Annotated in this window: 19 protein-coding genes and 1 pseudogene; 9 read left to right on the forward strand and 11 right to left on the reverse strand. The window is 53.3% G+C overall.

Annotation, left to right across the window (positions count from 1 at the left end):
* Positions 1 to 55 precede the first annotated feature (55 nt).
* The 5 genes and pseudogenes from ACR0J0_RS19140 to ACR0J0_RS19160 all read left to right on the forward strand — a co-directional run.
* Positions 56 to 1,258: an ROK family transcriptional regulator gene (locus ACR0J0_RS19140; protein WP_480665621.1), complete on the forward strand. Its 1,203-nt coding sequence runs from the start codon at positions 56 to 58 to the stop codon at positions 1,256 to 1,258.
* Positions 1,258 to 1,773, forward strand: coding sequence for a tripartite tricarboxylate transporter TctB family protein (locus ACR0J0_RS19145; protein WP_480665622.1), 516 nt, complete (start codon positions 1,258 to 1,260; stop codon positions 1,771 to 1,773). Before ACR0J0_RS19140 ends, ACR0J0_RS19145 begins: the two co-directional genes overlap by 1 nt.
* A 13-nt stretch (positions 1,774 to 1,786) precedes the next feature.
* Positions 1,787 to 3,295, forward strand: coding sequence for a tripartite tricarboxylate transporter permease (locus tag ACR0J0_RS19150; protein WP_480665623.1), 1,509 nt, complete (start codon positions 1,787 to 1,789; stop codon positions 3,293 to 3,295).
* Between the two features lie 22 nt (positions 3,296 to 3,317).
* Entirely contained in the window at positions 3,318 to 5,120 is a 1,803-nt protein-coding gene (locus ACR0J0_RS19155) for a metallophosphoesterase family protein (RefSeq protein ID WP_480665624.1), read from the forward strand.
* Positions 5,121 to 5,235: 115 nt separating this feature from the next.
* Positions 5,236 to 5,814: pseudogene (locus ACR0J0_RS19160) on the forward strand (SLC13 family permease); the annotation flags it as partial.
* 260 nt (positions 5,815 to 6,074) lie between these two features.
* Here ACR0J0_RS19160 and ACR0J0_RS19165 read toward each other — a convergent pair.
* Both ACR0J0_RS19165 and ACR0J0_RS19170 read right to left on the reverse strand, forming a co-directional pair.
* Entirely contained in the window at positions 6,075 to 6,293 is a 219-nt protein-coding gene (locus ACR0J0_RS19165) for a GDCCVxC domain-containing (seleno)protein (RefSeq protein ID WP_237217120.1), read from the reverse strand.
* A 4-nt stretch (positions 6,294 to 6,297) separates the two neighbouring features.
* Complete coding sequence (locus ACR0J0_RS19170) at positions 6,298 to 6,621, reverse strand: hypothetical protein (RefSeq protein WP_480665625.1); 324 nt, start codon at positions 6,619 to 6,621, stop codon at positions 6,298 to 6,300.
* Between the two features lie 98 nt (positions 6,622 to 6,719).
* Here ACR0J0_RS19170 and ACR0J0_RS19175 point away from each other — a divergent pair, with 98 nt between their 5' ends.
* The 3 genes from ACR0J0_RS19175 to ACR0J0_RS19185 all read left to right on the forward strand — a co-directional run bounded on the left by ACR0J0_RS19175 (position 6,720) and on the right by ACR0J0_RS19185 (position 8,905).
* Positions 6,720 to 7,109, forward strand: coding sequence for a MerR family transcriptional regulator (locus ACR0J0_RS19175; RefSeq protein WP_480665626.1), 390 nt, complete (start codon positions 6,720 to 6,722; stop codon positions 7,107 to 7,109).
* A gap of 503 nt (positions 7,110 to 7,612) precedes the next feature.
* Positions 7,613 to 7,819: a cold-shock protein gene (locus ACR0J0_RS19180; protein ID WP_170430361.1), complete on the forward strand. Its 207-nt coding sequence runs from the start codon at positions 7,613 to 7,615 to the stop codon at positions 7,817 to 7,819.
* 72 nt (positions 7,820 to 7,891) lie between these two features.
* On the forward strand, positions 7,892 to 8,905 hold the full coding sequence (locus tag ACR0J0_RS19185) for a fatty acid desaturase (RefSeq protein ID WP_480665627.1): 1,014 nt from the start codon (positions 7,892 to 7,894) through the stop codon (positions 8,903 to 8,905).
* Here ACR0J0_RS19185 and ACR0J0_RS19190 read toward each other — a convergent pair.
* The 9 genes from ACR0J0_RS19190 to ACR0J0_RS19230 form a co-directional block, all read right to left on the reverse strand.
* The gene (locus tag ACR0J0_RS19190; protein WP_170452343.1) at positions 8,897 to 9,145 is read right to left on the reverse strand and encodes a ParB N-terminal domain-containing protein; all 249 of its coding nucleotides are present in this window, start codon (positions 9,143 to 9,145) and stop codon (positions 8,897 to 8,899) included. The genes ACR0J0_RS19185 and ACR0J0_RS19190 overlap by 9 nt on opposite strands.
* Positions 9,146 to 9,219: 74 nt before the next feature.
* Entirely contained in the window at positions 9,220 to 9,789 is a 570-nt protein-coding gene (locus ACR0J0_RS19195) for a hypothetical protein (protein WP_480665628.1), read from the reverse strand.
* A gap of 119 nt (positions 9,790 to 9,908) precedes the next feature.
* Complete coding sequence (locus ACR0J0_RS19200; RefSeq protein ID WP_480659044.1) at positions 9,909 to 10,046, reverse strand: hypothetical protein; 138 nt, start codon at positions 10,044 to 10,046, stop codon at positions 9,909 to 9,911.
* A gap of 1,502 nt (positions 10,047 to 11,548) precedes the next feature.
* Positions 11,549 to 12,181, reverse strand: a complete 633-nt coding sequence (locus ACR0J0_RS19205) for a tyrosine-type recombinase/integrase (protein WP_480665629.1) — start codon at positions 12,179 to 12,181, stop codon at positions 11,549 to 11,551.
* Between the two features lie 557 nt (positions 12,182 to 12,738).
* A complete protein-coding gene (locus ACR0J0_RS19210; protein WP_170743321.1) occupies positions 12,739 to 13,311 on the reverse strand; it encodes a hypothetical protein in 573 nt (190 codons plus the stop codon).
* Between the two features lie 379 nt (positions 13,312 to 13,690).
* Entirely contained in the window at positions 13,691 to 14,812 is a 1,122-nt protein-coding gene (locus ACR0J0_RS19215) for an alanine/ornithine racemase family PLP-dependent enzyme (protein WP_480665630.1), read from the reverse strand.
* Positions 14,809 to 16,008 (reverse strand): N-acetyltransferase DgcN family protein, encoded by a 1,200-nt coding sequence (locus ACR0J0_RS19220; protein WP_480665631.1) that lies wholly within the window; start codon positions 16,006 to 16,008, stop codon positions 14,809 to 14,811. Before ACR0J0_RS19220 ends, ACR0J0_RS19215 begins: the two co-directional genes overlap by 4 nt.
* Positions 16,009 to 16,109: 101 nt before the next feature.
* Positions 16,110 to 16,337: a hypothetical protein gene (locus tag ACR0J0_RS19225; RefSeq protein ID WP_480665632.1), complete on the reverse strand. Its 228-nt coding sequence runs from the start codon at positions 16,335 to 16,337 to the stop codon at positions 16,110 to 16,112.
* Positions 16,338 to 17,035: 698 nt separating this feature from the next.
* Positions 17,036 to 17,788 (reverse strand): Crp/Fnr family transcriptional regulator, encoded by a 753-nt coding sequence (locus ACR0J0_RS19230; protein ID WP_480665633.1) that lies wholly within the window; start codon positions 17,786 to 17,788, stop codon positions 17,036 to 17,038.
* Between the two features lie 135 nt (positions 17,789 to 17,923).
* Between ACR0J0_RS19230 and ACR0J0_RS19235 the strand changes: the two genes are divergently transcribed.
* Entirely contained in the window at positions 17,924 to 18,157 is a 234-nt protein-coding gene (locus tag ACR0J0_RS19235; protein ID WP_480649454.1) for a hypothetical protein, read from the forward strand.
* The last annotated feature ends 549 nt before the right edge of the window (positions 18,158 to 18,706 follow it).

Raw genomic sequence — 18,706 nt, forward strand, 5'->3', positions numbered from 1 at the left:
TAAAATACTTGCAGTAAGTAAATAATTAAGCAAAAATACATTCAGGAGGTGCAAAATGGCAGGTTGGTCACAGGAAGAGATTGGTCGCGGGAACCGGCAGAGGGTTCTTGGAGAGATTTTGGGGTCAGGAACCATTTCTCGAACGCAGATCGCAGATAACCTCGCGCTGAATGCTGCGAGCGTTTCAAGGATCACGCGCGAACTGATCGAAGCGCGTCTGGTTCAAGAGGTCGGCGTGTCTCAGCCCGAAGGGCGCAGGGGGCCAAGAACCAAAAAGCTGACCATGGACCGGTCTGGTGGTTATGTGATCGGTATCGGCATCAACGCGTACCAGCAGGTGGTCACACTTGCTGATCTTTCGAACAATCGTATTGCATCATGGGATGCGGGCGGGGCCGGGCTGACCGATGGCGCTAGCTTCATCAGGGCGTGCTGCAAACAAGCCAAAGCCCTGATTGAAGGGCATGTCCCGGATAAGGATCGACTTTTCGGGGTTGGGCTGACCGTCGCCGGCAATCTGGACAAAGCCCGCGGAATTGTCATTTCTGCGCCCACGCTCGGTTGGGTCGACGAGACCAATGTTTGCGGGATCGTGAGAGAGGAGCTTGGAGTTCCTGTTGTGCTGGAGACGCCAAGCGCTGCGATCTGCCAATCGGAAGCTACCTTTGGGGCGGCGCGGAATATTGAAAATGTCGCCGTGATCTATTGCGCGATGGGGTTTGGTATTGGTCTGCAGGTCAATGGCGAGCCTTACAGCGGGATTGGCCGGGTTGGCGGTGTTCTGACCGAAGCAAAAACCACCGAAGGTGTGGGGTCCAACATGCCTGTTGCCCTGTCCGACCTGTGCGGGGGAAAGGCGTTGTTGCGTCAGGTTCTGGCTCCAAAAGTGTTTAATGCGCTGTCCGATCAGGAAAAAGCCCAGAAAATCTGGGATATTGTCTCTTCTGCAAATGAGGCGGACGGGGAATACCGGTCGGCCTTGCAGGATTTTGGCGCCAGTGCGGCAAACTGCTTTTCGCTCAGCCTGACGGTTCTGCAGCCCGAATTGGTATTGCTAGCCGGTCCGCTGGCGCAGTCGCCTATCTATGTAGATGCGTTTCGAAAGCAGATCGACAACCTGAAAGCCGATCTGCAGCAGCCGATCAGAATCAAGTCCACTGCAATGACACACATGGGTGCGGCGAGGTTGATGTCTCTCAATGAAAACATCGCAAACGCCGAACTTGATCTGAACGTGCTCAAGGGAGGGGGCAGGTAATGGACCAATCAAAGAAAAGAGACATTTTTTCCGGGGCGCTGTTTCTTGTCCTTGGTATTATTACCTTGATCATCCTTATCCCGGCAGGTGTCGATTCACCGGGTTCGGTGGAGATTTCGGCGTTATCGCCAGAGTTCTGGCCCCGCGTGATATCGATTGCCGTAGTTCTGGTCGCACTGTGCTTGCTGGCCGAATCCTTTTTTTTGACAACGCCGCAAATTGATCCGGACGAGGATGCCGAAGCTGACGCTGTTTACAAACTGGACACGCTTCCCGGAACCCTGCGTACCGTCATTCTGATATTTGCACTGTTCGCGTTCTACTTTGCTTTGACAACTTTGGGCGTCGTCGCCAGTTCCATCGTTCTGATGCTCTCTATGATGCTCTTTTTCGGCGAGAGGAAATGGTACTACATCGTACCGATCAGCATCGTTCTTCCCATTCTTTTGTATCTGTTCTTCTTGCACGTCGCAGGCGTGCCAATGCCCCTTGGCATTTTCGAAACGCTAGGCTGAGGAGAACCTGAGCATGATCGAGAATATTTCCACAGCTTTCCAGCTATTCCTCAGCTTCGAGAACATTCTGGTCATCGGCATCGGCGTTCTGATCGGCACGATCATCGGTGCGATACCGGGGATGACGACGCCGATGGGTGTGGCTCTGGCCCTTCCTTTTACGTTTACGATGCCGCCTGTGACCGGCATCCTTTTGTTGCTGGGTGTCTACAAGGGCGGGTTGTATGGTGGGTCCCTTACGGCAATTCTGATCAAAACACCCGGGACACCAGCGGCGTCATGTACCATTCTAGACGGCTACCCGCTGGCCCAGAAAGGGCAGGCGAGAAAAGCGCTGGATATCGCGCTCTATGCATCCTGTGTGGCTGACCTGATCTCGAACATCGCGCTGATCCTGTTCGCCGGGTTCCTTGCAACATTTGCATTGCGCTTTGGGCCGCCGGAGTTCTTCACTCTGATCGTCTTTTCTCTGACGATCATCGCCGGTGTTGCGGGCCCGAGCCTGACCAAAGGCATCCTGTCTGCTTGCCTCGGGTTGATGCTGGCCACCGTTGGGCTTGACCTGATCTACGGCACGAACCGGTTCATTTTTGGCAATTACGAACTGATGTCCGGGCTGAACTTTATTCCGGTGCTCATCGGCCTGTTCGCCATCCCCGAAATCCTCGACCGTGCAACACGCCGCCCGCGTCCTCCGGGAGCGCAGCGTCAGGAACTGGGTAAAGGTGCAAGCTTTGCTGATTTCCGCAAAACCCTGAAATCGGTCATCCGTGGCAGCTTCATCGGTGTTATTCTCGGTGCCATCCCCGGCATCGGCGGCGCTCCGGCGGCCTTCCTGAGCTACAGCGAGGCGCGCAGAAATTCGAAACATCCCGAAAACTTCGGCAAGGGTGAGCCCGAGGGCGTTGCCGCAGCCGAGGCGGGGAACAACGGCGTCGCCGGGGCGACGATGATCCCGTTGTTGGCGCTGGGTGTTCCCGGTGATGTGATCACGGCAGTGATCCTGGGTGCGTTCATGATCCACGGGTTGCGCCCAGGCCCCATCCTCTTCGCGGAAAACCTGCCGATGATCTATGCGCTGTTCATGGGTATCCTGCTCAGCTCGGCCTATCTGTTCATCGTAGGCAAGGCCGCCATCAAAACCTTTAGCCGTGTGGCCCTGATCCCGAACCGCATCCTTTACCCGATCGTCTTCACGCTGTGCGTCTACGGCGCCTATGCAGTGAACAACAACCTGTTCGACATTCTGGTTATGCTGTGCATGGGACTCGTTGGTTTCGCGATGCTGCGATTGGATGTCCCGGTCGCACCATTCCTGATCGCCTTCGTTCTTGGGCCACTTCTTGAGGATAACTTCCGCCAATCATTGCTGTTGTCTGACGGCAGCCTGTCAATCTTTGTTAGAAACGCGATTTGCTGGCTGTTCTGGCTGCTCACCGCTGTGTCGATATTCGTGCTGATCCGGTCCCGTATTCGCGCCTCGCGCACAGGGCAGGCGTCTGTGCTGACGACTGGCGGATAATCTGAAAGACAAGGACAAGACCATGGTTAATGCAGACAACGCTGGTCTGGGGCGCTTTGCATACAGCTTTGCGGTGATTTCGGATACGCATGTCAATCCGGATGAAGACGCATGCAACTCGCCATTTCCGGTAAATGCCCGCGCCAATCGACGCTTTCGCTATGTTGTCGCGGATATCAATCGCAGAGTGGTTGATTTTGTCATCCACCTCGGAGATCTGCTTCATCCGGTGCCCGAAACGGGCGTGCTGTATGCGCAGGCCGCTGAAGTCTACCGCGAGATTGTCTCCGACCTGAACGTGCCGATCCACGTGTTGCCGGGCAATCACGACATCGGTGACACTCCGATCAGTGGCGGGCCGGCAATCCCGACCACTCCCGCAATGATCAGTGCATGGGAAGGGGAGTTCGGCGCTCATTATCAAAGTTTCGAAAAAGGTGGGGTGCGCTTCATTCTTCTGAATGCGCAGTTGATCAACTCCGGACTGCAGGCAGAAGCGGATCAAAGAAACTGGGTCGAGGCCGAACTGGCGACGGCGCAAGGTCAGCGCGTAATGCTGATGCTGCACCACCCGGCCTATCTGTGTTACCCGGATGAGCTGGACCATTATGACAACACGGATCAGCCGGGGCGGGGTTGGCTGTTGGGATTGCTCAAAAAACATGGGATCGAGGCCATGTTCTCGGGTCATGCCCATAATTTCTGGTATGATCGCTATGGCGAGACGGATTTCTACTTGGCTCCAGCGACCAGTTTTGTCCGGCAGGATTATTCGGAAATGCTGCGCGCCACCCCGCGCGAAGGCAGCGAGTTCGGCCGCAATGACGCTGCCAAGCTGGGGTACTTCGTGGTGAATGTTTACGAGAGTGGCCATGTCGCGAAATTCGTGCGGACGAACGGGGTTGAGCTTGAACCGGGAGAAAAGCCAGCAGGCGAGATACTGGAACTGGCCCCAGAACCAAGGGAAAAGGCCAATCCACTGATCGGGTTCGATCTAAGGCAGAACTGGGCCGAAATCTCGGAGGTGCCACCCAGCGGTGGGTTGGACGAGTTCGACCGAAAGCCTGTGCGAAACGATTATCACCTGTTGGCACTGCAAGAGATGGGCGTCAGGGATATTCGCATTCCGCTGCATGATCTGCTGGACCCTGCGCGACGTGCGCGATTGGCCGTGCTCAAACATCTGGGATTTCGCACCACGCTGTTCGGTTGGAGTGTCAATGAAACCGTGCTGGACATGATCGCGGCCGAAGCAAGCAATCTGGCGGATTGGGAGATTTCGCTGAATTGGTGCGATGTCGAGGCCTCTTCTGACCTGTTGACCAGGGCGCATCAGACGACCGGCCTGCCGATCTATGTCTCACGAATGCGAACCAAGGATGACATTAAGGCCGAGGGCACTTATTTCCATGTCATTAACCACGGGTTCAATGCGACGGATTCCGACCAATTGGCAGCGCTGGCTGCGATGCAGAAATCTTGCGGGATCGTGGGTGCGGTGTTCCGATTGGGAAATACCGATCCGGTGGCCGAACGGCTTACCGCAATGGACCACGCGACTGCCGTCCACGGGCTGAAAGCATCGGTGCATCTACGCGTCGCCGGAGATAACCCCGCCGTGCCGCATACCGACGATGATGCGACCGCTGCACGGGTTATTGAGGCGATGGATACCCGGCCAAGGCTCAGAAACACGCGCGTGTTTTGCGATACTCTGGTCGATGTGGACCGGGGCTATTTCGTGCGAAACGGTGCCATCGATCGCTGTAACAACCCACGGCCGCTGCTGAATGCTATTCGCGCGCGGCACGCCCGGACCGACTGAACTCCCTAAGACTTGGCCCTCGCCAGCACTTCCGGTGGGGGTTTCTTTTTTGGGCACGATTATTCTGGTCCCAAGCTATCGGATCAGTCCAATACAAAAGCCAAGGACGTACATGATGGAAACACTCGGGCTTACGACGGAAATGATCATAGTGTTGATCCTGCTGGGCGTGACCGTGTTTCTCTTCGTCTCTGAAATTGTCCGGGTCGATGTGGCGGCCATGCTGATCATGGTCACATTGGGGGTGCTTTCGGCCATACCCGGGCTGCAGGGCCTTGCCGATCCGCGACATCTGTTTGACGGCTTTGCAAGCAACGCGGTGATCTCGATCATTGCCGTCATGATTATTGGCGCCGGGCGAGACCGTACCGGTGTTCTTTCGCACGTTGCGTGCTGGATCATGCGCGTGGGTGGCACGACCGACACCCGGATCATGTTGCTGATTTCTTCGATCGTGGGCGTCATCTCGTCCTTTATGCAAAACGTGGGCGCAGCTGCTTTGTTTCTGCCGGTTGTGTCGCGCATTTCCGTGCGAACTGACCTGTCGATGTCGCTTCTACTGATGCCGATGGGTTTCTGCGCCATTCTGGGCGGCACAATGACAATGGTGGGATCTTCGCCCCTGATCCTGCTCAACGATCTGATACTGACCATCAACGGCACTCTGCCCGCCGAACAGCAGATGTGGGTGTACGCGAAGTAAACAGAATGGTTGTCTTTAAACAAAGACTGCTATTCGTCCCTAAGCAGCCATCTGACAGAAAGACTCAGATGACCGCACCGAGCCCAACCTGTACCCTGGATTTTATTGCTGCATGCGTTTGCAGCAGTAACAACACTGCAACTGCCGAATATCTTGTGCGGCCAAGCAGCGGAAAGAACTGTCATTCATGCAAATAGCAGCGATGCTCGCGGCGGCAGCTCACAGTTTGCTCAACAAAGCCGTCCTTCACTTCATCCGCAACAGCTATCGCCTAGCTGAATTGGTGGACACGGGACCGTGGCATATGAACAGTAAACACAACAGTCGCCTTCCAACGGCTTCAAAACTGTTTTGCACGACTTGCATTCATAGAACCACTGGCAAGCATCCGTTGGCATTTGCTCGGTTTCGCTGTGGCCGCACTTCGGGCAAATCAGGGTGCTTTCTAGGACTACAGTTTGTTTTGTCATAGTCTCACATCTGCATGATCAGGTAATCGTTAATCCGTGCCTCGTTAAACACAACGACCCAAGCCACGCCGGTGATTAGAGTTGTTCCTGCAAGCCGCCATTTTAACGTCGGTAAGGAACCGCGCCGATAAGATACCAGCCACGATATCGCGACGAGCGCCGTTGAAATCGTCAGCACATAGTAACTCGCTGCCGCAACCTTCCCAAAGATTGCCAACCAACTGCCGCCCAGCCCCAGTAACATCATCATCACGGGCAAAACGCAGCAAGTCGCGACGCCAAGCGCTGATAGCGATCCCAAATAGCTGAGGCTAAGGTACTTCTGCATTCTGTTTCCCTGATGGACTACGTCGCGCGGAGTTGTAGAGACAACAACCTCTCGTATAACTTCTGTAGCCACTACAGGATCAAGACAGGAAATCTCACATGTTTGCGATTGGGGAGGCATCCCGGCAAAGCGGTGTCGGAATTGAAACTATCCGCTACTACGAACGCGAAGGGATCGTGCCGAAACCAGAAAGGGCATCGAATAATCGACGCATGTACTCTGCGCACGATGTGGGACGGCTTTGTTTTCTAAGGAAGTGCCGAGACTTGGGTTTTTCGCTTGCCGATGCAAAGGTGCTTCTCAACCTGTCCGAAGGTGATAGCGAGGATTGCCAATCCGTTAAGGAACTGGCCGAGCTTCATATCTCCAATGTGCGTATGAAGATAATCGAACTTAAGCGATTGGAGGCCGCCCTGAATGAACTTACGGCCAACTGTAACATCGGGAACGTTTCTTGCCCGATGCTTACGCAGATACGGACCTACTAATGGCACTTTGAGGCTCGCAGTCGCCCTATGCCAACGCAGCATGACCCAAGATTCGGGCCGCGCAGAATCTACCGTTCGTTAGAGAGGTCAACTCGTTGATTTAGCAATGTTTCCATCAATCAATGAACATTTGTGCATCGCCACGGTGTTCTTGTAGCGCGCGGTGAATTCGGACAGACAGCCCTACCTGCCGTTCCTGAGCAATCAATTTGCTGCATACGCACTCGGCAGGCTTTATCAGAAGCCGACCTTTGAATTCCGAACCACAGAGCAATGGTTCTGCTTATCCTTGTCCTAACTTGGGCTAGGCGGACTCAGATCTTCTGTTGCTTTCTATTGTATCAAGGCTTGTATCGTGCGTACTCGAAGTCCATATACACAAGGCTAACGTTTTTCTTTTTCGACCTGCTGTCTCCCAAATTCGGCGTTCAGTCTTTCGATTCAGACCGACCACGCCGAGTCGCCGCAATGATGCGGGCGGCAAGTATTAGGAGACTTCCACCATGGCAAATGGCACAGTAAAATGGTTCAACTCGACCAAAGGGTTTGGCTTTATCGAACCTGAAGATGGCAAGCGCGATGTGTTCGTGCATATCTCAGCACTTGAGCGTTCCGGCATCAGCGAATTGAAGGACGGCCAGAAGGTTACCTTCGACGTCGAAGCTGGCCGTGACGGGCGCGACAGCGCCGCCAATCTGGCACTGGCCTGACCTTTTACGGGCACCCTTATGGGGTGCCCGTTTGCACAATGGGCTGCTAAAAGCCCTTGGAGAACAAGTCAGTTGCAACAGCAGGAATTGACCCGGGCGCTCGCGCAATACCGTGTGCCCGATACGAAGCGTAGCGTTTTTGAACTGACAATCACTGTCATCCCCTTTTTCGCGCTATGGGGCGCAGCGTGGTTTGCGCTATCCCTTAGTATCTGGGTCGCTGCTCTACTGGCCATCCTGAACGCCGCATTTCTGGTGCGTATCTTCATCATCATGCATGATTGTGGTCACGGATCATTCTTTAGAAACCGTACCGTTTGCAATTGGACAGGCCGGGTCCTGGGTGTTCTCGCCCTCACACCTTATGACGTCTGGCGGCAAAGCCATGCGATTCACCACGCCTCAACCGGCAACCTTGATCGGCGCGGGATGGGCGATATCCCTACGTTGACTGTAGAGGAATACCTGAAGCGCAAGTGGTCCGGTCGTGCCGCTTACAGGTTAATCCGGAACCCCTTCTTCCTGTTCTGTATCGTACCGGTCTACACGTTCTTTCTTCAAAATCGTTTGCCTTTTGGTTTCATGCGGTCAGGCTGGCTGTATTGGGCAAGTGCTATGGGAACAAACGCCGCGATTGCGGTGATCCTGGCTCTGATTTTTTGGACCGGAGGCCTGGATGTACTGGTTTTTGTATTCCTTCCAACCATGATCGTCGCCGCGTCGATTGGTATTTGGCTATTCTATATTCAACACCAGTTTGAACACACGACTTGGGAGCGGGAAGAAGTGTGGAATCTTCAGAACGCCGCATTCTATGGAAGTTCTCACTATGCCCTGCCAGGCATCCTGCGGTGGTTCTCTGCCAATATCGGTGTGCACCATGTTCACCACCTTGCCAGCCGCATACCGTTTTATAGGCTAAACGAGGTTTTGCGTGACCATTCCGAGTTGGAAAATTGCCAGCGTATTACTCTATATGAGAGCCTTCATTGCGCACGATTGCATCTTTGGGATGAAGAAAGTCAGCGCCTGCTGACGTTTTCTCAGGCTTTGTCGAACGCCAATCCCAACAAGAGTTTAGTGTAATCTGGCGCGCACCAAAAAGGCTTCGACAGTATCACCGCCCAGGGCGCGAATGGCCTCCAGTCGGTGAAGGCCTTCAATCAGCACGAACCTCTTGTTGTCCGCGCGTATCTGGATCGGGGTCTTCTGGCCGTTCTTCAGGATATCTTCGGCCAGCGTCAGGACTTTTTGCTGATCAAGTGTTTTTGCACGCTTCACAGGTACATAGATCAGGTCGAGCGGGTATGGTTTCTTCTCCAGCATAAGCTACGTGTGCAACCTTTCGTGCATTTGGAACGGTCAGGAACTCTCTTCGGAATCAGGTGCTTGATTTTGCGTCATAGAACGGAACGGACGGCGACGCGCAGTTCCTGATGCATAATCCAAGTTGCTGGCTCATCGTCACTTTCGATGTGAGAAAATGCCAGGACCTGAGCGGCGCCATCATTCTGTACCGATCCGGCTTCGGGTAGGTCCAGTTCCAGATATTCTGCGATCAATAGTCCGATTTTCTTGAAAACCTTGATGGAGGCCTCGCGTGATTTGTAACCGGCTGCCTGAGACAAGTGACCAATGGTCAGACCTTCCCTACCTGCGATAGTAAGTGCTTTGAGCATTGTGACCTGCGCAGGGGTGAGCCTGATCTGGCGCAATGCCTCTGCATATTCTCTTTCACTGGGAACGAAGGTGCCGGAGTTTCCCTCCAAACGGCGTTGACCGCTACGTTTCCTGTCTCGTTCTTCGAGAATTTCTTTCAATGCTTCAATGGCCAATGCTGGTGTTTCGCCGACTGCATCAGCAATCATTGCCTGCGTTTTGGCTGGTGGCTTGGGGAATGCGCGCGCAACGCTGTTACCGCTCAGAATGCCAGCCTTAATCAAGTACTTGCCAAACTCTTCCTCAATCACACCGGCTACGTCAGCGTTCCGCGACTTACGAACACTGCGTTCCTGAAATTCTCTTTGATCTAGGTCGCGAATTGCCGATTTTGGGTGCCGGAGGCTAACCTGAGGGGTGCTTTTACGCATCAGAGAAACACCACCACAATTATGGCCGCAACAAACACCGCCAACGCGACAAACATCTTTATGCTGTAGGACCAGCGTTGCGCCTTTTCGGCCTTGAGTATTTTGCCCAGGTTTTCGTCAATCGAGTTATGGTTCACGGATTCGTCCTTCCGGATTTGTCAGGAGGTATTGGTTCCCACCAACCTATTGTCGCGGCACATTTTCGGTGCACTTATCGTTCTGTCGTGTAAACGGCCGATTGCATTCCCAACCGTCACCTCTCCGATTCAAGTGAGCATTTGAAGGGACACGGATCGCAATGCATCTGTCCCGGTTTGCGCGAAAACCTCGTTTGCATTTCCATCCAGAAAAGGTTTCAGGCGCAAGATATGCATGCTGTGGAATTGCCACAGGTTCACAGCTACTCTCCGCTGCCCTGTAACCTCTGAGGCACACCCAACCATCCGCGCTGTTTTTGTCAGTCAGGCGGCCGTTGCTCGGGACATTAATCGCAACACAATCTTGGTCCTCCTTACGAAATCCCCAGTTGCAGTGTATTTCTTGTGCGCCAAACCTAGTTTCGACGTACCCATTTTGAGGTGAAATCACCTCTTCACACTCGTCCCCGATACGCTGGAACAACCGGTTACATTCCCACCGATCTCCGGTTGAGGCAAGATAGGCATTTTCCGGAACTCTTATTTCCTCACAGAGTTCTCCAACGTTTTGAAAACCATGATTGCATTCCCAGCCGCTGCCATAGGAGCTACCCGTCAAATATGCGTTTTTTGGTACGTCTGTTCTTTGACACGATCCGTTCTTGTTTTCGAAGCCTTCGTCACAGACCGATCCATCAGCATTGCCTGCGACTTGGGCAGGAAGCTGCGTTCCTGAGAGCAACACCAAGAGTGCCGGGATCAAACAAAGAATGCAGCGCGTAAACACGATTAATGACTGATTGAAACGGAGCCTGAGACCTGATCTATCGGGCATCAAGCACGCAATTTATGAGCCATGTGCTGTTCATACGGCGCCTTCTTTCCTGGGTCACGCGATAACTGGTGTATGGCGGGTGACAGTTGCGAATGCTTGCGAGGAACGAGCTCATAGCGAAGACCCCAGCGAAACCCGTTCCTATGCTGGGGCACATGCTACAGTTATTCTGAAGGCCATTGGATCATCGAAGCCGGCAGCATCGCGGCGACGAGTAACTTTCACCAATGCACTTTTGTGGTCCTTAGCCAGAATAGAGTCAAGGAAGTTTCCCTTGTCGCAATGCAAGTACCGCCAGGGCAGGTAGTTTTTGAAACTGCCGGTGACCAAGATCCTTGGTGAACTACCGAAAGAAATTGTCTGGCCTGAGTGCGGCGAAAGAGGAGTATGTGATCAAGGCTTCCCCGTGACTATGAATGACTGGCCTGATAACATTGGCTGCAACGCAGCGATTTTCGCGCCGCTTCTGCACAAGTACTCGCGGCGTGATCAAATGGCCGCTCGGTCCCGCACCCTGTAAATTGCGCCTGAGCCGAGAAAACTGTGCTGCGAGCGTACGCAACAAGATTTTGACACTTCCGCTCAGGGCACGCTACGTCCCACTCCTGCGTAAAAGAACTAGAACCACTATGGATTGGCGACCGACAGCGCCGCTCGCCAAACTGTCTCAGATGTCTATGCGCTCTGCAATGCTTAGCGCGTCTTCCAATTCAACGCCCAGGTATCGCACGGTGCTATCGACCTTTGTGTGCCCAAGCAGAAGTTGGACCGCGCGGAGATTTCCTGTCTTGCGGTAGATCTCAGCTACTTTGGTTCGGCGAAGCGAATGCGTGCCATATCCGCTCGGTTCCAATCCGATTGCGGTCACCCAGTCTCGAACCAGCCTGCCATACTGGCGCGTCGAGATGTGTGGTCGATCATGGAATCGGCTTGGAAACATGAACCGGCTAGCAAACATTTCCGGTGATTTTACCCATACCAATACAGTTTCTCGCGTGTTTTCCGTCAGTTCGAATTGAACAGATCGCTTGGTTTTGCTCTGGATCACCGAAACACGCTCACGGACGCGATCGTCATTGACAAGATCGGTCACAGCGAGTTTGACCAGATCGCAGCCGCGTAGCTTGCTATCAATCGCGACGTTGAACATTGTGAGATCACGCAGATTTCCAGAAAGTTCGAGCCGGGCACGGATCGCCCAGACCTGTTTTGGGAGTAGCGGTCGTTTCTGACCGATGATCCGCCCCTTGTTCCAAGCTCTGGGTTTTGGGGTGACTGCAGGTAGTTGGACTCTTGGCATATTTTGCACTCCGATCCACCCTCCGCACCCAAGCAACAGCACCGCGCTGACCACCGAATAGTACAAGCGGCGTGAATGCCTGCTGTCCGATTATGAATACTGGCATGGTTTAAGTGTGTGCATTAGGCGGCTTGAGCCCATATCACTACGCATAAGAACGGTTCGAGTCCAAACCGCGCGTACGCTTCGTCTTCAGCACCGATTACCGATCGGGTTCCACGTTAAAAGGCCCGGGTCAGCACCAATAAGATAAAATGAGATATGATCAGAAAAGCTGGTAAGACCGGCGTCAGGTTATCAGCGACGCCGAGCTAACCCAGGGCTTACTGATACGCCATTTCGCCACGCGCTCAACCCCTTGCAGCGTCGACAAATCCGCTCTCCGAACCCTTCGCTCCAGAATGGCGTTCTGCAACGAAGACACGGGCGTTCTTGCGGCACGTCATTGTGGGCGCGAGCCATGATCGTATCTGCGTCGTTGTCGAAGTCTTCCATCAGTTCTTAACCTCGATTTCTGTTTTGGTTTATACAGCGACTGGAAAAGAAAGTTCCGAGCCCTAAGCCTTGAGATTGAAGGAGCTGCCTGGTTCAGACTGTCCGATGGGACGGCCTGTTATCCGAGGGGTTTTAATAGGACGAACTGGCATTCCTTCGTTCTCAGCAGCTTGGACAGCGAAAGCATACCGAGAACCGCTTGCGCATCCTCGTGGTATGGCTCGTTGATCTGATGATCCGTCGTCTGCCTCAGAAATGAGCGACTCCGAGTAGAGGTGCCGAAGTTGAGTCTCAGACACACCATCCGCTTCCATAATCAATTGCACCATGGGATCGGCCAAAAGTTGGTCGAGCAAGAACTGCGACAACTGCTTTGAAGACAATTTATCCTTTGCGCGGGCTCTCTCCAAATCAGTAAGAGAAACGGTCAAGGTTCGCGCCAGACCGGGGTGAGATTTCCGTGGAAGCAGAAAGATTAGCACTGATGCTTTCCAGGCTTCTGGATCCAAATAATCTGGTGGTGCGGAAAGCTCAGTTTCTATGTCGTATTCGCCCGCCGGGAGTAATTCGTCAAAGCCAGGGAAAGTAAACGGCCTGGAAAAGACTGCGATTGTCTTGCTGATTAGTTGGTTCATTTGGGTAGTTCTCCTTTGCTGATACCGCTCGCTCGGAGATGTAAACAAGAACAAGCCACCCGCTCCCGGCAGGGTATTATCAGTTTTGAGGTTTAGGCTTTGATTTTTCGGGGACGGCGTCCTGCCCTTTCGACGTCACTTCTTTTTTTGACGCGTCCGCATCGTTTTCCTTCAGTGCGGCAGCCGCTCTGGTCGTCAGGTCTTTGAAAGACATCATTTTGATCCTTTGATTGTCCGCAACACCCACGAGCCCAGATAGGGTGTGAAAAGTGAATGCGGCTACATCCAATATAGGGATTGGGTGCCTCATTTACTACGTAAAGCCGTAGAATAAGACGGGTGGCTGAAGCAGAACCGAGGCGGCGGCAACCCTGGCGCGCTACTTTCGCTTCGAATATGGGCGATCAGTGTTCGCTGGGGTGCAGTCAACCAATACGCCATCACCATGGAAGACTTTTGCTACATCAGGTGCAGCCATGCCGCGCGAGAGCGCGCTATAGTTCAATTTCAGCTTCACCTCGCCACCAGGGCGAAGCAGACAACTGGTGTTTTCAACAACGATATGATCACTGGTGGCTCCGACGAACGTGACGCCAGCAGGGAATATTAGACCCGCCGCATCGGTGTCCTGGAGTCCAATGCCAAGGATCGACCGAGTTTTCGAAGGACTGTCTAAAGTCACACACTGCATTGAAGGTATAGGATAATTCATTTGCAAGGGATTTGGATTTGATTTGGCTTTCGTTTCGATCACTTCCGCCCAAAGCGTAAAAGCATCTGTGTAAAGCCCGCCGATCGCGTGCCCCGATACGGGATCGGTACCCAACAGGATAGCCTCACCCAGACGCAGGTTGTTGATCTTTCCGGTCGCACCCTTGCCAAGCGCCCATGGCAAACTGGCGGAGCCGCCGCCTGACACTGTTTCAAGAGCGGGTCCAAACGCGCGCTCGGTGTCGATGGCAAGCGATGAAAGCAATGCCATTGCTTCTGCAGAGGGTGCCACATGACCAAGACAGGCAAAATTTGCGCCAATCCCCTTCAGAGAAGTCCCTTCCATTCTTAGAATTTGAGACACAGTGCTTTCAAGGTGTTCAGGCAAGATGCCTTCCCGCATATCCCCCATTTCCACCATCAGGATAATGTTGTGAGTAATGTTCTTTCCCAGCGCATTGATGGCCAGGCAGGCGATAATGTCCATCTCTGTGTTGTAGCTGACATCGCAGTTATCAACGACTTGCGCGACCTGGCTCAGCATGGGCGTTCGGATCAAGGATATGGAGCACGAGATTCCAGCATCGCGCATACGCCTGATATTGCTGACCCGCGCGTCCGCCAGCCCTGTCGCGCCACCTTCAAGCATAGCATTCGCAATTTCAGGATGACCGCAAACGGCTTTTGTCACACCTGTCACCGTGATTTCGCGGGGTCTAAGGTGGTCGACTAGGAACCGTGTGTTGTACCGAATTTTGTCCAGATCAACGTCGATACGCAACTTGCTCATTCAATCGTCGTGGCACGTACGGGTTGCAAGCGCGGAAAGGCAGATAGAACCATATTCACCAAGTTTTTTGGAGGACGGTTCAATGCGTCAGTGACCGGGAGATACAATTTGCCGTTGTAGTCTGTGATGGCCTTTGAAATCTCAACATCATTCATTCCTTCATGGTTGATCGTCATGCCAATTACCTCTGTGTTCGCAAAAGCCTCGATCAGGGTGATTTCATCGCAAGGGTCGGGCATGGCCATGTTGGGGAAGTCGCATCGACGTTTTCGTTTAGGTGCGTGTTGAAGAATAACCGCATGTGGTTGACTGCCTCGCAGAATGAAGGCTGATGTGCAAAAGGCCGGATGGCTTAGCGCGCCCTGGCCCTCGATCACTATGACATCCGGGTGCTCATCTTCAGATGCTGCAACAACAGCGCGCTCAAGCTCGCCACAACAAAACTGCGGCGGCACCGAATCCATCGCGACGCCATACTTGGCGCCCTGCATCAATCCTGTCTGGCCGGTACCGACCAAAACTGTTTTGATCCCATGCGCGTTAAGTGCGCTTGTCAGGATTGTCGCGGTTGTACGCTTTCCAATTGCACAATCGGTGCCGAACACCGCGATGCGGATCGCCTGGACGTCTCCAATACTGCCATCTAACAGGCGCAGGTCGGGATTGGGCCGCGGCTTGCGAATGTCGCGGATCGTGACATCGTGAATTTTGGCAAATCCGACGAGCTCTTTGTCATCGCTAAGAAATTCATGCAGCCCACTGACGATGTTCATTCCGAGCGTTATCGCATCCACAACAACTTCGCGATCCTCAAGGGACATTCTGCCGCTGGCCGGCGCCATTCCGTAAATAAACGTGTCGGGGATCGTAGCTTCATTAGCGACGGCGGCATCAAGATCATCGAAGATGGGAACCTGATTGGCGACATTATCAAGGACTTTGCCACTGTCACAACCGCCATACGTGCTGTCGATCACCGAAAGAACGCGATAGGCCTGTGAATGTCGAACGAGACCATTAGCCGTCTTGCCATCGATCTTTGCGAAGTTTCCTTCGCAATACACAATTGCAGTCGGTGTATCTGTCACAAGTGTTTTGCGGTGAAGCTCTGGAATAACTGCTTGTGCAGGTGGTAGCTTTTGCGCTTCGCTGGCAATGAACTGCTTGGCATCCGACTCGATGGGTTCGGGTTTCATATCTGTTCCTTTTTGGAGTGTGAAACGCGCCGTCCTTTGTAAGAACGGGCGCAAATTGTGAAGTTTGGAAAAGTGGGCTCTCTGCCTGAAACCTCACTTGTTCAGAACACACAGCCCTTCTGACCGATGATAATTTCTGTGGCATTGCCACCCATTGCCGGATCGGTCGAGATGGGCATTTGCCGGTAGCTCGATTGCGTTGCAGCGATCACCGGACGCCTTGTAGCCACGTTCGCATTTCCATCCAACTCCATGGATCGCGTCATCGTAGAAAGCATTTTCAGGCACGATGACGGCATCGCACCTTCCGTCTCGCTCAAAATATCCACGCTCGCAGGTCCAGGGGCGCCCGCTGGTTGATGCGTTCAGAAAAGCGTTTTCCGGCACCGCTACTGCAACGCACGCTTCTCCGTCTATCTCGTAGCCACGATTGCAAATCCATACAGATCCATAAGTGCTGTTCGTTAGGTAGGCGTTGTCCGGCACCACGATTTTCTGGCAGCTATCGTCTACCCTTGTGTAGCCGGACAAAGAGAACGGATTTGAAAACGTCACCAAAGAACTGGACGATCTCGTGCTCACCTTGGTCCTCCATATAGTCTGTTGGATCTTCCCCGCGCAGTCTGCCGCGGTACACGCTCGTAAGCGCCGCGGTAGTACTGGCGTTGTAATTTAGAATAATGTGCAAATGGCAGACGCGCGCTGATCGATGTTAGTCTGCGGCCAATGACCTGAGATTTTATTGGAATCTCAAATGCATTTGGTGCCCGAGGATCAGGTACTGCCAAAAATTGACTAACCTGCGTCAGTGCAACGATGTTTGGATTCCGGCAACGTGATGTGTGTTGGCGGGATATTTGCTGGCGTGTTCTTAACGAGTATTTGAGAAGCGCAGGAAATCCAGTACCGCAATCGGACTGTATTTATCTTGCGCTTCTTTTTCAGTGAAATCCCAAATCTGCCGAAGCGAAATCCGTCTCTAACAGGCAACGATCATCAAAATCCCGGCATCGCTGTAGGGGTGAACTTATTGCTTCAACAGTGGCCCGGCCTGATCCAGATAAGTGGGGTCAAAACCGGCCAACGTCACCAGTCCTTCATAATCATCAAATACCACTTGCCCGGATTGAAAAGTAACCAGCCCCTTCTCCCGCAGTTGCCGTAGGACACGATTAACATGTACAGCACTCAGTCCCAGTGCATCGGCAAGGTGGTATTGTGTCAGGGGGCAGGCGTATCCCGTCTTGCTTGCCATCCCGACCTGAGTCAGCCTCACACCAAGTTCCAATAGAAAATGCGCCATGCGCTCACCCGCATCTCGCCGTCCTATGTTGACCAGGTGCTCAACCACCATCGCTTCATCTCGGGAGACCGCCCAAAGAATTGCTGTCGCCAGCCGGGGCGTTTGCGCAAATGCTTCCAGGAGATCATCCACTACTACCTCAATGGCTTGGATTTCCATAATTGGTTCTATGCTGTGATCCGAGGTGTGCAGCAGAACGCTCCGCAAGCCCAGAAAGTCACCCGGTATTTGGAAATCGACGATCTGACGCGACCCGTCTGTCTGGGTTTTGTAGGAACAAACCCAGCCCGAGGCCAGAATGTAGGCAGCCTGCTCTGATTGCCCTTGATGCACAAGATCACGTCCCGCTTCAAAGGTTCTGCGGCGTTTGTGCAGGCGTGCTAATACCGCAAGTTCAACCTCAGTCAGAGCGACGAAGTTTAAGAGCTTTCGGGTGAGTGGACTGTTTTTGATAGCGCGCAAGTGTTCTTCCTTCATCGATGAGCAGCCCGCGAAACTATCCGACGCCAAGACTGCTTTCGATCAGTTAAGTATACAGCAATCTATGCCAGTATGATGCAATTCATCGTGGCGCTTCCTTGCTTGGACGCCTGTTACAAAAGGACGTCTACCATGGCCGACCGGCAAGACCACTCAGGAATGGCCGCACTCTCAATCTGCGAAGCGCTTTTGCTTGCAATAAAAGATCGTGAGCTCCTGCCCGAACATGAGATAGTGGGAGTTTTGCGTGACGCAGCCGCTGCCCACGAAGCAGCGGTCGGCAATAACGATGAAAAGGACATGCACCAGGCCGCCGCTGTTCTGATAAACAAGATCATTGCTTCCGGCTATCGCGTTCGGCAGTAACGTTAATTTCCTGTCAGAAAAACAAGATTACGCTCGTCAAAAAAGCATAACAACAAATAGGAGCACCATTGGTGCCTCGTTCCTGATCAATTCAAACACGAAGCAGGAACCAAAGTTCCAATCTCTGCAATATCTCGACTTAATGAAAAATTCCACGACCGCGACTTACTCCCTCTTCCCCGCCACCTGCGTGAGCCACAACGAGAATTTGCTTACTGGCTGAAGGCCCGCATGGCCTGTCCTGCTGCACTGCCTGCGACAACGCAAACGTTGGCTTTGTTCGGTGTCTAAGTTGCTGATCCTATGTGCCGCAAAACTAGAGTTTGATAGTATCGCATCATCATAGCTTTGAATGACCGGTCTGGCGACAACAGCTGCAACGCAGCGATGAATGCGCTGCGACAGCAAATCAATGCTGCGTCAGCAATTGCCGCAATCGCACAAGTCCGGTTTTGTCCGCGTAGCGGTCGTTCACGCCGAGTGCAGCGAACGACCGGATTGAGCCCACTTTGACCGATGCTGCGCGACGCCCCAACCACAGCAGTGCGC

This window comes from Ruegeria sp. BF12, assembly GCF_056538705.1.

Excerpts from the sequence above, each read along its gene's own strand:
- ACR0J0_RS19140 (WP_480665621.1), top strand. The coding sequence starts at position 56 with ATGGCAGGTTGGTCACAGGAAGAGATTGGTCGCGGGAACCGGCAGAGG.
- ACR0J0_RS19145 (WP_480665622.1), top strand. The coding sequence starts at position 1,258 with ATGGACCAATCAAAGAAAAGAGACATTTTTTCCGGGGCGCTGTTTCTT.
- ACR0J0_RS19150 (WP_480665623.1), top strand. The coding sequence starts at position 1,787 with ATGATCGAGAATATTTCCACAGCTTTCCAGCTATTCCTCAGCTTCGAG.
- ACR0J0_RS19155 (WP_480665624.1), top strand. The coding sequence starts at position 3,318 with ATGGTTAATGCAGACAACGCTGGTCTGGGGCGCTTTGCATACAGCTTT.
- ACR0J0_RS19165 (WP_237217120.1), bottom strand. The coding sequence starts at position 6,293 with ATGACAAAACAAACTGTAGTCCTAGAAAGCACCCTGATTTGCCCGAAG.
- ACR0J0_RS19170 (WP_480665625.1), bottom strand. The coding sequence starts at position 6,621 with ATGCAGAAGTACCTTAGCCTCAGCTATTTGGGATCGCTATCAGCGCTT.
- ACR0J0_RS19175 (WP_480665626.1), top strand. The coding sequence starts at position 6,720 with ATGTTTGCGATTGGGGAGGCATCCCGGCAAAGCGGTGTCGGAATTGAA.
- ACR0J0_RS19180 (WP_170430361.1), top strand. The coding sequence starts at position 7,613 with ATGGCAAATGGCACAGTAAAATGGTTCAACTCGACCAAAGGGTTTGGC.
- ACR0J0_RS19190 (WP_170452343.1), bottom strand. The coding sequence starts at position 9,145 with ATGCTGGAGAAGAAACCATACCCGCTCGACCTGATCTATGTACCTGTG.
- ACR0J0_RS19205 (WP_480665629.1), bottom strand. The coding sequence starts at position 12,181 with ATGCCAAGAGTCCAACTACCTGCAGTCACCCCAAAACCCAGAGCTTGG.
- ACR0J0_RS19210 (WP_170743321.1), bottom strand. The coding sequence starts at position 13,311 with ATGAACCAACTAATCAGCAAGACAATCGCAGTCTTTTCCAGGCCGTTT.
- ACR0J0_RS19215 (WP_480665630.1), bottom strand. The coding sequence starts at position 14,812 with ATGAGCAAGTTGCGTATCGACGTTGATCTGGACAAAATTCGGTACAAC.
- ACR0J0_RS19220 (WP_480665631.1), bottom strand. The coding sequence starts at position 16,008 with ATGAAACCCGAACCCATCGAGTCGGATGCCAAGCAGTTCATTGCCAGC.
- ACR0J0_RS19230 (WP_480665633.1), bottom strand. The coding sequence starts at position 17,788 with ATGAAGGAAGAACACTTGCGCGCTATCAAAAACAGTCCACTCACCCGA.
- ACR0J0_RS19235 (WP_480649454.1), top strand. The coding sequence starts at position 17,924 with ATGGCCGACCGGCAAGACCACTCAGGAATGGCCGCACTCTCAATCTGC.